Origin of the sequence: Chryseobacterium sp. WX, from assembly GCF_029542485.1 — a bacterium.
In the GTDB taxonomy this organism is placed as follows: Bacteria; Bacteroidota; Bacteroidia; order Flavobacteriales; family Weeksellaceae; genus Chryseobacterium; species Chryseobacterium cucumeris.
This window is the reverse complement of record NZ_CP120710.1, coordinates 3,427,767-3,441,388: the sequence shown is the minus strand read 5'-3', so window position 1 is coordinate 3,441,388 and position 13,622 is coordinate 3,427,767. Positions and strand designations below refer to the sequence as shown.

Annotated in this window: 16 protein-coding genes and 1 pseudogene; 12 read left to right on the top strand and 5 right to left on the bottom strand. The window is 37.7% G+C overall.

Annotated features, from left to right (window positions below):
* Nucleotides 1-27: 27 nt before the first annotated feature.
* On the bottom strand, nucleotides 28-792 hold the full coding sequence (locus PZ898_RS15585; RefSeq protein WP_216443543.1) for a LytTR family DNA-binding domain-containing protein: 765 nt from the start codon (nucleotides 790-792) through the stop codon (nucleotides 28-30).
* The gene (locus PZ898_RS15580; RefSeq protein ID WP_277693708.1) at nucleotides 789-2,159 is read right to left on the bottom strand and encodes a sensor histidine kinase; all 1,371 of its coding nucleotides are present in this window, start codon (nucleotides 2,157-2,159) and stop codon (nucleotides 789-791) included. The genes PZ898_RS15585 and PZ898_RS15580 overlap by 4 nt, the downstream gene beginning before the upstream one ends.
* Between PZ898_RS15580 and PZ898_RS15575 the strand changes: the two genes are divergently transcribed.
* Complete coding sequence (locus tag PZ898_RS15575; RefSeq protein WP_277693707.1) at nucleotides 2,137-2,961, top strand: universal stress protein; 825 nt, start codon at nucleotides 2,137-2,139, stop codon at nucleotides 2,959-2,961. The two genes, PZ898_RS15580 and PZ898_RS15575, sit on opposite strands and share 23 nt — an antisense overlap.
* 114 nt (nucleotides 2,962-3,075) lie before the next feature.
* Here the strand turns inward: PZ898_RS15575 and PZ898_RS15570 are convergent, their stop codons facing one another.
* Nucleotides 3,076-4,023: an NADP-dependent oxidoreductase gene (locus PZ898_RS15570; protein ID WP_277693706.1), complete on the bottom strand. Its 948-nt coding sequence runs from the start codon at nucleotides 4,021-4,023 to the stop codon at nucleotides 3,076-3,078.
* A gap of 120 nt (nucleotides 4,024-4,143) precedes the next feature.
* Between PZ898_RS15570 and PZ898_RS15565 the strand changes: the two are divergent.
* From PZ898_RS15565 to PZ898_RS15515, 11 genes and pseudogenes are all read left to right on the top strand, one after another.
* Nucleotides 4,144-4,485 (top strand): annotated as a pseudogene (locus tag PZ898_RS15565) (helix-turn-helix domain-containing protein); the annotation flags it as partial.
* Nucleotides 4,486-4,709: 224 nt separating this feature from the next.
* On the top strand, nucleotides 4,710-5,255 hold the full coding sequence (locus tag PZ898_RS15560) for a hypothetical protein (RefSeq protein WP_277693705.1): 546 nt from the start codon (nucleotides 4,710-4,712) through the stop codon (nucleotides 5,253-5,255).
* A 13-nt stretch (nucleotides 5,256-5,268) separates the two neighbouring features.
* Nucleotides 5,269-5,907: a hypothetical protein gene (locus tag PZ898_RS15555; protein WP_123278671.1), complete on the top strand. Its 639-nt coding sequence runs from the start codon at nucleotides 5,269-5,271 to the stop codon at nucleotides 5,905-5,907.
* A gap of 18 nt (nucleotides 5,908-5,925) precedes the next feature.
* A complete protein-coding gene (locus PZ898_RS15550) occupies nucleotides 5,926-6,696 on the top strand; it encodes a sensor histidine kinase (RefSeq protein WP_123278672.1) in 771 nt (256 codons plus the stop codon).
* Nucleotides 6,693-7,337, top strand: a complete 645-nt coding sequence (locus PZ898_RS15545) for a response regulator transcription factor (RefSeq protein ID WP_277693704.1) — start codon at nucleotides 6,693-6,695, stop codon at nucleotides 7,335-7,337. Before PZ898_RS15550 ends, PZ898_RS15545 begins: the two co-directional genes overlap by 4 nt.
* A 263-nt stretch (nucleotides 7,338-7,600) precedes the next feature.
* A complete protein-coding gene (locus PZ898_RS15540) occupies nucleotides 7,601-8,446 on the top strand; it encodes a caspase family protein (protein ID WP_277693703.1) in 846 nt (281 codons plus the stop codon).
* Between the two features lie 73 nt (nucleotides 8,447-8,519).
* Nucleotides 8,520-9,530 (top strand): trypsin-like peptidase domain-containing protein, encoded by a 1,011-nt coding sequence (locus tag PZ898_RS15535; protein WP_277693702.1) that lies wholly within the window; start codon nucleotides 8,520-8,522, stop codon nucleotides 9,528-9,530.
* A gap of 125 nt (nucleotides 9,531-9,655) precedes the next feature.
* Complete coding sequence (locus PZ898_RS15530) at nucleotides 9,656-10,165, top strand: hypothetical protein (RefSeq protein WP_277693701.1); 510 nt, start codon at nucleotides 9,656-9,658, stop codon at nucleotides 10,163-10,165.
* The gene (locus PZ898_RS15525) at nucleotides 10,162-10,509 is read left to right on the top strand and encodes a tRNA-binding protein (RefSeq protein WP_277693700.1); all 348 of its coding nucleotides are present in this window, start codon (nucleotides 10,162-10,164) and stop codon (nucleotides 10,507-10,509) included. The genes PZ898_RS15530 and PZ898_RS15525 overlap by 4 nt, the downstream gene beginning before the upstream one ends.
* A gap of 19 nt (nucleotides 10,510-10,528) precedes the next feature.
* A complete protein-coding gene (locus PZ898_RS15520) occupies nucleotides 10,529-11,230 on the top strand; it encodes a 3'-5' exonuclease (RefSeq protein ID WP_277693699.1) in 702 nt (233 codons plus the stop codon).
* Between the two features lie 3 nt (nucleotides 11,231-11,233).
* Entirely contained in the window at nucleotides 11,234-11,560 is a 327-nt protein-coding gene (locus PZ898_RS15515; protein WP_047422116.1) for an SUF system Fe-S cluster assembly protein, read from the top strand.
* A gap of 52 nt (nucleotides 11,561-11,612) precedes the next feature.
* Here PZ898_RS15515 and PZ898_RS15510 read toward each other — a convergent pair whose 3' ends face one another.
* Both PZ898_RS15510 and PZ898_RS15505 read right to left on the bottom strand, forming a co-directional pair.
* Nucleotides 11,613-12,449: a sulfurtransferase gene (locus tag PZ898_RS15510; RefSeq protein WP_277693698.1), complete on the bottom strand. Its 837-nt coding sequence runs from the start codon at nucleotides 12,447-12,449 to the stop codon at nucleotides 11,613-11,615.
* Nucleotides 12,450-12,624: 175 nt separating this feature from the next.
* Entirely contained in the window at nucleotides 12,625-13,473 is an 849-nt protein-coding gene (locus tag PZ898_RS15505; RefSeq protein WP_062672973.1) for a hydroxymethylglutaryl-CoA lyase, read from the bottom strand.
* Between the last annotated feature and the right edge of the window lie 149 nt (nucleotides 13,474-13,622).

The following is a 13,622-nucleotide window of genomic DNA, read 5'->3' as shown; positions in this document are numbered from 1 at the left end:
AGCAGTCTTGTCTGTATTTTTCCAGGATTAATAATCCATCCAGGATTTGAAAACGGAAGCTTTTTCCCGGCTCACAATAACCTCCATATCAGGCTGTTTCCTTAGTTCCAGCTTCAGTTTCCCATTAAAATGATTTAAAATCTGCTTAACGGAATTGATATGAATGATAAATTGTCTGTTGGCACGGAAAAAGAATTTAGGATCCAATTGTTTTTCAAGTTCTTCCAGGGTTTGGGGAACATTTTCTACCACTCCCGTATTCAGCATGGCTTTGCTGATTCCCAATTCGGTATAAAAGTAAAGGATATCTTCTGCCAGCACGGTTTTATATCCGTCTCTGTGGGCGATCAGAAAACGTTTTCTATAGTCTTTTGGCTGGATATAATTCAACAGTCCTTCAATGGCTGTTCCTACTACCGGGACGGCTTCCATAAAGGTTTCATAGCGTTTTAAAGCAGCATCCAGTTCTTCTTCTTCAACAGGTTTCAGAAGATAATCTACACTGTTGTATTTGAATGCCTGTACTGCATATTCATCATATGCTGTGGTAAATATGACGGCACTCTTAACTTCATGTTTGTTAAATATTTCAAAGCTGAGACCATCTGCAAGGCGTACATCCATCATAATGACATCCGGGACAACATTATTTTCCAGCCAGTGTACTGTTGAGGTGATCGAGTCTTCCACAGAAAGAATTTCGATATGCGGTCTTAACTTTAACAACAGTCTTTTTAATCTGTCAGCATTCGGTCTTTCGTCTTCAACAATTAAAACTTTATTAATCTTCATATCAATGGGAGTTTTACAATAAATTTATCTTCAGTTTTTTCAATTACAGGTTTAGGATATCCTAAGATTTCATATCGTGCAACGATATTGGTAAGCCCTACTCCTGAGGAATCCGGTTTGTTGATTAAAGGCAGAAATGTGTTGGAGACTACCAGCTCTCCTTCAGGGTTTGTATAAACGTGAATTTCCAGAGGGTTTACTTTGGATGTCTGATTATGCTTGATAGCATTTTCAACCAGCAACTGTAAAGACAGCGGAAGGGTAAATCTCGATCTGTACTCTTCCTGAATATCTATTTTGAATATAACGCCTTCACCTATTCTTTTTTCAATCAGAAAGATATAGGACTCTAAAAATTTGAGTTCCTCTTCTACGGCGATAATGTCTTTTTTGGAATTGACCAATAAGTATCTGTATACTCTCGCAAATTTCTCGGAATACTCATACCCCAACTGCTGATCTTCGAGGATGAGTTCTGACAACACACTTAAGTTATTGAAAATAAAATGCGGGTCTATCTGAAGCTTAAGCGCCTGAAGCTCTGCCGCCATTGCAGCCTGCTTGTGTTTTGAGGCCCTCAGTTTGTGCTGGGCAGCTTCTACTGCTGTTTTTTTCCAGTTTTCCAATAAATAATCAACAGTATTAAAAGCACTGATAATCAACGATATGACAATATTAGTAGCGATCCATTGTCCAAGAAGTGTATATTCTTTGCGGGAATCCATTTCAGGTAATGTTACTGAAGTACCATCCACGATTGCATTGATAATAATCACAATCAAAACACTTCCCACGATCTGAAGCAAACATTGGATGAATAATCGCTTTACAGTCCTGTTTCTCCAGGGAAGCCACTTATTGAGCGTCCGGTCTATAAATATACTTACCTCCGAGATAATGATTGAAAAAAAGATAATCCATGTGGCATCTTCCAGAATCATTTTTAACGGAGCATCAAGATAGCCTTTCCAAACGGGATCAAAGGGATCAATAAGGTAGGAAAAAACACAGAAAGTGACCACTGCTAACGCCCAGATCACTAGCCTTCTTTTCATGGTGGAAAGAATCTTCTTATTCCGTACTATTTTTTTCCTGATGGCAGAAATCCTGTTCATATCCGGGACTTTATGAATGTAAATATAGAAATAGATTTTATATGAATATCTTCTATTTTGGACGAGACCGCCAAAACAATACCTGAAACGTAAAATAGCAGAGTTAAAATGGATGTGACGGTTCATCACCTGAAAAAGACATTTCATCATCATTTTATGCAACATCACAGTATTTTTATAATGAGGGAATAGCTGTCTATCATAGTTTTGTGGTATTAAATCCGGTACAATGAAAACAATAATTGTCTGCACAGATTTTTCCCACGAAGCTGAAAATGCAACACATTATGCAGCATCTATGGCTAAAGAAAACAAATACAGGATTGTGCTTTTCAATCTTCAATCCGTTTCCATCCATGCCCTGAATGCACAGGTTTCTGCTGATTTTTTCTACACTCAAACGCTTAAAAATCAGAAAAAAATGGAGGATAAGGCAGCGGAACTTAAAAGATTATATACTGTTGAAACCCAGCATCATCTGGCTTCCGGCAATTTTATTGAAGAGCTTGAAAACTGTATGCAGATTCACGATTGTGATTTTATTGTGATGGGAATGGCTGAAAAAACTCTGGAACAGAAGCTTTTGGGAAACAGTGTAACAAGAGCTATACACAGAATTAAAAAACCGATACTCATTGTTCCCGCTCATGTAGAATATACAGGAATCAGGAAAATTCTTTTTGCTTATGATACGCATAAAAGTATGACCTGGTCTGCCATGAATGATATTTACCACTTTATTAATGAATTCAATGCTGAGATTGAGGTATTCAATGTAAGTGAAAGATTAGAAGATTTTGCTGAGGTTATTCATGATATTGACCTGAATTCCGGGTACGATCTGGATGATATTAAGTACAGCTTTAAAATGATTCAGTCCATTGAAGTCATCAAAGCGATTGAGGAGGAAATAAAACTGACCAGTCCGGACCTTTTAACCATGATTCCTTATAAATACAATCTTGTAGAATCTCTTTTCCATCGAAGCAAAACAGCCATAATGGCCTATAAGAATAAATTACCATTACTATCAATTCCCTTAAACATAGATTAAGAATCAATAAAAATCTGTTCACATTTGAATTATCCTTTTTGCCTGCAAAGGCTAAATTTTACACTTAATCTTGTTTAACAGGACCGGGAATAGATTTCCGGTCCTGTTTTTATTTCAGAGGTTTACTATTACTTTTCCTGCAACGCGGCTGGTCTCAACCTCCAGGTGTGCCAGTGCTATGTCTTCAAACGGGAAAGTTTTATAAACAAATGGTTTCAATGCTTCCTGCTTCAATAAGCCCGAAATTGCTTCTGCAGTTTCTTTTTTAGACTGTACCATCATAAACTCAATATTCACCTTTTTCTGCCTGGCTCTCAATGCAATATCCTCAGGAATCTCAGGCGTCGGAAGTGTTATAATAATACCATTCTCTTTTACAATATCTACCGAATCCGACAAAGCTTTTCCCTGAAGGGTATCAATGATGATATCTGCATCCTGCACCTTTTCATAAAAGTTTTCCGTTGTATAATCAATATGTTCATCAGCCCCAAGCGACAAAACAAATTCTTTATTTTTACCGGATGATATGCCGATAACATACGCTCCGAAATGCTTCGCCATCTGAACAGCAAAATGGCCGACACCACCTGAAGCGGCATGGACCAGAACCTTGCTTCCTTTTTTAATTCCGGCAACATCCACTAAGGCCTGATATGCCGTTGAAGCAGCCATTGAGGCCGCGGCAGCCTGCTGATGGGTAATATTTTGAGGCTTTAATGCCAGATGAGCAGCCGGAGCAGCCACATATTCTGCATAGGCATTTCCTTTTCCAAAAAAATTGACCATTCCGAAGACCTCATCTCCCGGTTTAAAATCAGTTACACTTTTCCCGGTTTCTACGACTTCTCCCGAGATATCCCATCCTAAAATAACGGGCCTCTTTTCTTCAAAAATCCAGTTCAGAACTCCTTCATATGCTCTGGACTTTACATCTACAGGATTAATGCTTACCGATACTACTTTTACCAATACTTCATCATTTCCTATGACAGGCTTATCTATTTCCGTAAATTGAAGATTTTCAACGCCTCCTGCTTCGTTTACAATAACAGCTTTCATTTTTTTTGATTTTAATTATCGGACAAATGTAGTCTCATCATATCTTTGCAGCAAGTATGTACTTTTTAGTAATCTACATACTAAAAACATACTAATACTGATTATCAAACCATTGAAAAAATGTTAAAAATAAAAAAAGTTACCAATGAGCCATCCTGTCCTGTTGACTATGCCTTTAAACGGATTGGAGGAAAGTACAAAGGCCGTATTTTATGGTATCTTCATCTGAAGACAGTTATGCGGTATGGCGAACTTCGTAAAACCCTTTCTGATATTACCCCTAAAATGCTTACCCAGACTGTCCGGGAGCTGGAAGATGACGGGCTTATCCATAGAGAAGTGTATCACGAAGTTCCTCCTAAGGTAGAATATTCTCTAACGGAAACCGGCGCCGAGCTCATTCCTTTTATTGATTATCTCAGAATTTGGGGTGAAAACCAGATTGAAAAAGAGAGGATAAAAAAGGTAAACCTTTCCTGCAAAGCCATGAATGTTCATCATGGTTTTAATTTTATTATTGAAGGAATACCATTGGATATTTTTAATTAAAAAAACAAACCTCGTAATTCCTATTCAACTGAATATCAAAAAGTCGTAAATTTAGTAAAGGATAAAAACAGTGTTTTCACCCTTTTTTATAGTTGTGCCGTTCGCTAATTTTGTTCCATAAAATTAAAACCATAAAAATGAAAACTTCCTTTTTTACTAAGATTTCACCTCTGCTTTGTGCAGCTCTTATTCTGGCTCTTTGTCTGCTTAGCTGCACCGAACCTCCTAAAGAACCTGTAAGCAACAGTTATAAAAAGAAACTGATCAGCTACCGTGAAGGGCGCGTTCTTTTTGATGAATACACCAGAACCAATCATGAAATTCTCATGAAGTACAGAAACGGCGAACCCGATTCGCGATGGTACTGGTTTTCGCTTGAAGATATGGAAGGCTATATTAAATATGTAAAAGAAAATGCCAGAAAACAAAAATTAAAAAATCCGGGAATCAGGATCTACATGGGAAAATATCCAATGAACCACCCTAAAAACAGAATGGCAAAACCTGAATATGCAGGTTACCAAACTATATTTTTAGTACCTACCGCCCAAAAAAGAGAAAGAGAGAAGGCCATGGCCAGATCAGCCACTACCGAAGAAAACACAGACGTTACTTCAATAGAATCTATGAACATGACCAATCTGGCACCGCCACCAAAAACGTTATCGGAAACAATGCCTTAAAAAACACAGCATTATGAACTGGAATATTGAAACAGGGAAACAGATATCGATGGCCATTTCCATTGTAGTGATGATTCTAATGGTCATAAAATACAGAAAAACCGGAAAGGAGAATTTATTTTTTATTATAGGATATCTGTTGTTTTCCCTGATTGATATTTCCTGTTATTTCTATTTCAAGCTGACCAATCTGCCTACGGACATCTTCTATGTAATTGGTTTTTTAATGATTGTATTTTTTTTGTATTTATTGTATTATTACCAATTACTGTATGTTCCGATGCTCAAAAAGATACAGACCATCATCCTGATTCTTTTTGTCCTCAATATTGTTGTGATGTTTTATACAGAAGATGATCTGCTTCATCATTTTTCTTTTAATATGCTCTATGCAGATATTCTCCTGTTGCTGTTTTCAATCATTTTGTTCCTGTACCAAACCTTTAATTCTGATAAAGTATTGGAAATCAAAAACTATTTACCTTTCTGGATATCAGTATCTTTAATGATATTTTTTATTGGAAGCATTCCGATACTTTTTTTCAGGACTACTGTTTCGGAGACGATTTATTTCTTCATTTTATTTATGCTGAATCTGATCAGTAACGGGATACTGATATTAGGTTTAATCTGGAACAAACAGGAAAGATAAGATAAAAGCTTTGCAGATATGGAAGAGAATAATCTGGTCATCATCTTTACGATTACTTTATTCATCGTTGTTTTGACAATGGTCTTCATTTATGCGGTTTTTATCAGGAAAAAAACAACTCTGCTGATTGAGCAGAAGGAAAAAGATCTTCGGTTTGAAAAGGAACTGGCGACTTCCCAGGTAGAAATGAAAGAACAGACTCTGAATTATATCGGGCAGGAATTACATGATGATCTGGGTCAAAAACTATCCGTAGTCCGCTTACGCCAGAACCAATTGATTACCAAACTCCAAAATACAGAAAAAGAAGATCTCATCGAACTCAATGAATTATTGGGAGAATGTATACAGGATATCAGAAACCTGTCTAAAACATTGATTACTGAACAGATCATTCATTTCGGACTGGCAGAATCCATTGAAAGAGAAGTGAAAAGGATCAAAAAACTAAAATTATTGAAAATAGAATTTATTACTCAAAAACAGGATATTGATATTTCGCCTAAACACGGACTGATCCTTTTCAGAATTATCCAGGAAAGTATCAATAATATTCTGAAACATTCCAAAGCCAAAAATGTTTCCATACACATGGAAGATGACTGTGATAAACTACACATCAGTATCTCCGACAACGGAAGAGGCTTTGATACAAGCAGTATTCAGGATGGCTCAGGATTGAAAAACATGGAACTGAGAGCCAAGCTGATTCATGCTGAACTGTCTATACAATCAGAACTGAATAAAGGAACACAAACTTTGATAACCTATCATAAAAATTTATTATGAAAACAATTCCCATAGCGATCGTTGATGATCATACCTTAATCTCCAAAGCACTGGAGAATATGATCACAGAAAACACTCAATATCGGGTCATTATGAATCATCCCAACGGAGAAGAATTTATTGCTGATGTGGAAAAGGCTTCAGAATTACCTGCTGTAGTTCTGATGGATGTTAATATGCCTTATAAAAATGGTATAGAAACTACAGAATGGCTTACAGAGCATTATCCCGATATTAAAGTCATTGCCCTTACCATGGATGATGATGAAAGAATATTAATTAAAATGTTAAAGGCCGGCGCTAAAGGCTATCTGCTGAAAGATATGCAGCCTTCCATTCTTTTCCAGGCCATTGAAACGGTATTTGAGAAAGGCAGCTTTTATACTGATTTTGTAGCCCAAAAGTTATTGAAAGTAAAAACAGAGGAGGCGAAAAATGCCTCTCTGCTTTCTGATCTTAGAGACCGGGAAAAAGAGTTTATCAAATGGGCCTGCAGTGAACTCACATACAAGGAAATAGCAGATAAAATGTGCCTGAGTCCCAAAACCATTGATGGCTACAGAGATTCGGTTTTTGTGAAACTGGATATAAAAAACAGAGCGGGTCTGGTACTTTTTGCCTTGAAACATGATTTGTGCTGACTTAATTTTTAATCCTATTTATTCCCTGAAAAAATAAACATCTTTACATTCTATTGAAAAATCCGGCAGCTTTTCAAGCTGCCGGATTTTTGTTTCATAACCCACTCATACACAAATAAAAAAGGTGTTTTTCCTTTTTCAAAACGCGGTTTTCTCCTCTGTTTTTGTCCTTAAGAATGATGGAATTTTGTCATAGAAAAAACACAGAAAGGCAGCCCCCGAAAAGCCGAAACAGAGTAGGGAATATTTTCAAAACTAATACAATGAAAAAAGCACTTATCGTAGGTATTAATGATTATGCACCCATCGGATACGGAGGTCCGGATCTTAATGGCTGTGTAAATGACGCTAGAGACATGGCAAATACATTGGTGATCTGTGGTTTTAGTCCCGCAAAGATTAAAATCCTGACAAATCAGAATGCTACAAGAGCGAATATATTGAACTATCTGAAATCCATGATCAGCACAAGCGTAAAAGGAGACTCTCTCGTTTTTTATTATTCAGGACACGGAACCAGAGTGGCCAATATCGGATCGGATCTTGAACTGGATGGTTTGGACGAAGCTATTTGTCCGCATGATTACGCCAATAACGGTGTCATTCGGGATGATGATTTTAAAACTGTTCTCAGCAAGCTAAAAGCCGGAGTAAATATGGAAGTTATCTTCGACTGCTGTTACTCGGGAACGGGAACCCGAAAGATGGATCTGGGGCTGGAAGCTGATCTTCTCAACGAAACAGCCCGCTATATCCCTCCAATGCTTGAGGATGAGTTTTATCTCACTTACGCCAGTGAAATGGAGACTTCTAAAAGTTCAAAAAAATCAACCGTTCTCACTAAAGCGCTTGTGCCTGTTGCCGGAATGAATCATACGTTATGGGCTGCAGCAAAAGACAATCAGGTATCCATGGAAGGAAATATCAGCGGACAGATACGAGGCTATTTTACGTATCATTTCTGTAAAATATTACGTGCTACCAACGGTAATATTGTAAGAAAAACTCTTGATAAACAGGTTGCCATTGCCTTAGCGGCTATGGGAGCTGCCCAGATCAACCAGACAGAAAGTATCACTGCAGAATTTTCACAAAAAATATTCACTTAACTAATAACCATTACCGGCGGAATCCGAAAAGCCATCAAAAGAGTAGGAATATACCAGATTAAAAATAATAATCATGTCTAAAACCGAAAACAACAATCCAATGACCGCTGAAGAAGTGTCAAGACTTAGAGCTGTCAAAGCAAAATCAACTGAAAAACCAGAAGTAATTGAAAAATTATTTAAGCTGGCTCCGGCTATGGAAACCATTAACGGAAGAACTTTTCCTAAAGGAATGAAAACAATAGGAATGCCGATGGATGAAAAAACAGCAGAAAACCGAGCTCTGGAAACTGACCATTTCTACCCTACCCATGCTGATTTTGAATACAATCCAAAACTTGAACCGAAAAGAGACCGTAAACCCAAATTCATTGACAGAGATTCTTTCCTGACTCCTGAAAATGCAAGAACCATCTTTGGAGTCGATCAGAGAAAAGTATACAATTCTACAGCTTATCCATGGAGATGTGTCGGCAGAGTAGAAAGTTCTCTGGGTTCTGGAAGCGGTGTGATGATCGGACCGAGACACCTTCTTACCTGCTCTCACATTGTAGACTGGCAGCCTAATAATACAACAGGATGGCTGAAATTCACCCCAATGTATTACAACGGAAGCGCTCCTTACGGAACTGCCTGGGGTACTTTAACGTATTACAAGTATAAAGTTGCAGGACCTTCTATTGATTCTACAGAAATTCAATACGATTATGTTGTGATTGTATTGGACAGACCAATCGGAAACAGCACAGGCTGGTTAGGTTCAAAATCCTATTCCGATTCATGGGACGGAGGTGCTTACTGGACTCACGCAGGCTATCCGGGAGATCTTACAGGAACGCAAAGACCTACCTACCAGACAGGTATCGCACTGGATGGAGATTTCTGGAGTGCTGATGACAACGAGAGCATGAGCCATAAAGCTGATATATGGCCTGGACAAAGCGGAGGCCCTTTCTGGGGATATTGGGATGGTTCTCCGTATGCTGTAGCTACTCAAAGCGCGCATAATCCAAGCGATAATTTTGCAAGTGGCGGCTCGGATTTAGTCAATCTGGTCATCAGAGCGAGAAATGAACATCCTTAATTTATTTTTTTAGTTTAAATCAAAGTCTGCCTTTCGGGGTGGACTTTTTTATGCAGATTAAAATATCGGACTGATTTAGGCAGTATTCTCAATATTTTAATACATTTGTTTAAAACATACTTCAGATGAATTTCGAGCAGATCAACTTACACCTTGAGGCTTATAAAGAACACAACCAGATTCTGGATGCTGCCAAGTATCTGATCCATTCTTTTGAGCTGGAACATGAGAACTTTGCGGGATTTGGTTTCAGGGAAGAGCTATCTCCTACTTCAATGCTTCTTACGGCAGAAGGAGACCTGGGAGGACCCCAAACCGTAATGATCCCACGAAATTTATTTGATTTTGACCTGAACCTTGTTCTGAATATGGTTGCCCACGAAATGCTTCATGTAAGACAAAAAGCACCCGGACAAGTTATTGAAGACAAAAACGAAAGAGAATTTCAGGCGTATTATGAAATGCTTTTTCACAAAGTTTTCCCGCAGATCCCGGAAGTTTCGGATTTTCATAAAAAATTCTTTGGAGGAAAAGCATTGGAATACTACAAAAGAATGGGTGAAGGCTCAGTATTGCAGCAAAAATATGCAGAACAGAAAACAGAAGTAGAACATTTAATAAACGAATTACCATGACAGTAAAACCAGAGATCACCTGGGCAGATTTTGAAAAAATAGACATCAGATGCGGAACGATAATTTCTGTGAATGATTTTGAAAAAGCAAGAAATCCATCGTATCAGCTGGAAATAGATTTTGGAGACTTGGGAATCAGAAAATCATCTGCACAAATTACCTCTCTTTATGAAAAAGAAGAACTTGTAGGAAAACAGATTTTAGCGGTTGTCAATTTTCCTAAAAAACAGATTGCCAATTTCTTCAGCGAATGTCTTGTGTTAGGATTATATGGAGAGGACAAAAACGATGTTACTCTTTTAACCCCTTCGTTACCTACAAAAAATGGAATGCAGGTAGGATAGATACCCAACAAAAACACATATGATACAGAACATACCGTTAGAAAGAGTTTTATTCCTTGACATTGAGACTGTTCCACAGGCAGGCTCCTGGAACGACTTATCCGAAACAGAGCAATATCTGTGGGATAAAAAAACAAAATTCCAGAGAAAAGAAGATGTGACTGCAGAAGAGTTTTATGACAGGGCCGGTATTATGGCCGAGTTTGGAAAAATTATCTGCATCACCATCGGAATGGTTGAAAAGAATGAAACCTTAAAAATAAAAAGCTTTTCCGGACATGATGAAAAGAAAATGCTTCAGGAATTTGGAGAAATCTTCAACAGTCCAAGGCTTTACAATGTGATTCTCTGTGCACATAACGGAAAAGAATTTGATTTTCCTTGGATTGCCAGAAGATATCTAATCAATGGAATGCAGCCACCGGCACCGTTCCAGATGTTTGGAAAAAAACCATGGGAGGTTCCCCACATAGATACAATGGAGCTTTGGAAATTCGGAGACTATAAGAGTTTTGTATCGCTGGAACTACTGGCGCATGTCTTTGGTATTCCTACTCCGAAAGATGATATTGACGGCTCAATGGTTTCATCAATTTACTACATAGAAAAAGACTTGCAGAGAATTGTTGACTATTGTGAAAAAGATGTCTTAACTTTGGCAAATATTTTCCGGCGCATGCGTCAGGAAGATTTGTTGAAAAGGAATATCAATCTAGATTAAAAAATGAAATTTACAGACGATCAAATTGCTGACATTGGTGAGGAAATCATTGGTGTATTAAAAACCGTATATGACCCTGAAATTCCGGTAGATATTTACGAATTAGGGCTGATTTACGATGTCCAGATCTCCGATGATGCAGACGTAAAAATTATCATGACACTTACTACTCCCAACTGTCCGGTTGCAGAAACACTTCCTCAGGAGGTAAAAGATAAAGTGGCTGAAGTAGAGCATGTAAACAGTGTAGATTTAGAGCTTACTTTCGAACCGAGCTGGAATAAGGATATGATGAGCGAAGAGGCGAAGTTTGAGCTGGGAATGCTTTAATCACTCTTAACAAATATAAAACCCCGAAGAAGTATTTTCGGGGTTTTTATTTTTAAATATCTTTTGCGATTTCCTTGCCTTCTCTCCTGCTCCATTCACTCCATGAACCTACATACAGATCCGGAATGGGAAATCCTGCATAATCCAGGGCTAAAATTGTATGACACGCAGTAACTCCTGACCCACAATGAATGATCAGACGATCAGGCTTATCTTGTAATAACTTGCTGTATTTTTCTTTTAAGATTTCCGGACTCAGAAAATTTCCGCTTTCATCAAGGTTTTCAGAAAAAGGAATATTAATCGCTCCCGGAATATGACCGGCGACCAAATCAATAGGCTCAGATTCTCCTTTATAACGATAAGCATCTCTTACATCAATAACTGTAGAAGAATCATTTGTTAATTCATTTTCAACTACTTCCAGACTCGAAACCGGAAGACTCCAGTGATTTTTTTTAATTAAAGCTGCTTTATCAAATTTCTCTTCCCTGGAAGAAAATTCTAATCCTGCTTTTTCCGCTGCCTGCATTCCGCCATCAAGAACCTGAACTTTTTCCAACCCGAAAGATCTCAGCATCCACCATGCTCTTGCTGCTGCATTCGAAGAATTCTTATCATCATACACAACAATATGAGCGCCCTCTGAAATCCCAAGATCTGAAAGTGTTTTTGCAAATTTTTCTACGGAAGGAAGCGGATGTCTGCCTCCGAAAGCTACATTTTCTCCTATTTCAGCCAGATCTTTATCCAGATCAATGAACCTTGCTCCGCGAATATGTTTTTCAAGATAATTTTGCTTTACATCTTTTCCGGTTCTAGCATCAAGAATAATAAGATTTTCAGCAGGGATATTTTTGAGTTCAGATGACGAAATTATTGGAGTCATTTTGTTGATTTTTGGGTTAATTTAATTATGTTTTGGCTAAAGCCATATGTATTTTAATATAGTAAAGCGGGCTAAAGCCCGCTCCTATTGATAGTTTTCTCGCAGATTCTACTGATTAAGCAGATCTTCTTTTCTATCTGTGGGATCTGCAGAATCTGCGAGAAATTTATTCTTCTTAAAAATGAAAAATATCCTTCGCCTTGTTATAAGAACTTTCAAAGTTCAGAAGGTTCAGCTTATGTTCAGCTTTTTCCACACTCATAAAATTGATCACCTGTTCTGTAGGCATATTTCCCACAAGATCATCTTTAGCCATTGGACATCCTCCGATTCCTTTGATGGCACTATCAAATCTTCGGCAGCCTTGATCGTAAGCCGCTTTTAATTTTGAATAAGAATCTTCATAACGGTTATGAAAGTGTCCCCCGAAATTAATTTCAGGATATTTTGAAGGTATTTTTTCAAACAAAAGAGCAATCGTTTCAGGAGTTGCCACTCCGGTAGTATCTGATAATAAAATATCTTTTACTCCGATGTCCGAAAACTTTTGTGCCCATTGGTCAACATCCTCCCACTTCCACATTTCGCCATATGGATTTCCAAAAGCCATCGAGAAATAGATATTAAGCTGTTTCCCTTCACTTTTTACCAGCTCAAGCATCTTAATGATTTCATCGAAAGCTTCTTCCTGACTTTTATTCGTATTTCTGTGCTGAAAAGTTTCAGAAATAGAGAACGGAAAGCCCAGAATATCTACTGACTCGTGTTTTAATGCTTTTTCGGCTCCTCTGTAATTACCAATAATAGCAGAAACTTTGGTCTTGGAACGTGATTTGTCGATATTTTTTGCCACCTCATCAGAGTCAGCCATCTGCGGAATCGCTTTAGGAGAAACAAAACTCAGGCAGTCCAATACATCAAAGCCAACATCCATCAAGGAGTTGATATAATCTATTTTTTTATCGGTAGGGATAAATTCTCCCCATCCCTGCATTGCATCTCTAGGACATTCGGTAAGAAACATTTTTACTTTTTGATTTTCTCAAATATAATAAAACTAAACTACTTGGTACACTATATATACAAAGCTAACACTATTTTGATTTTCAAAGATTTATATCTGATTCATAATTTCAATAATTGATATTAAATCGCAAATAACGTATTCTCAGC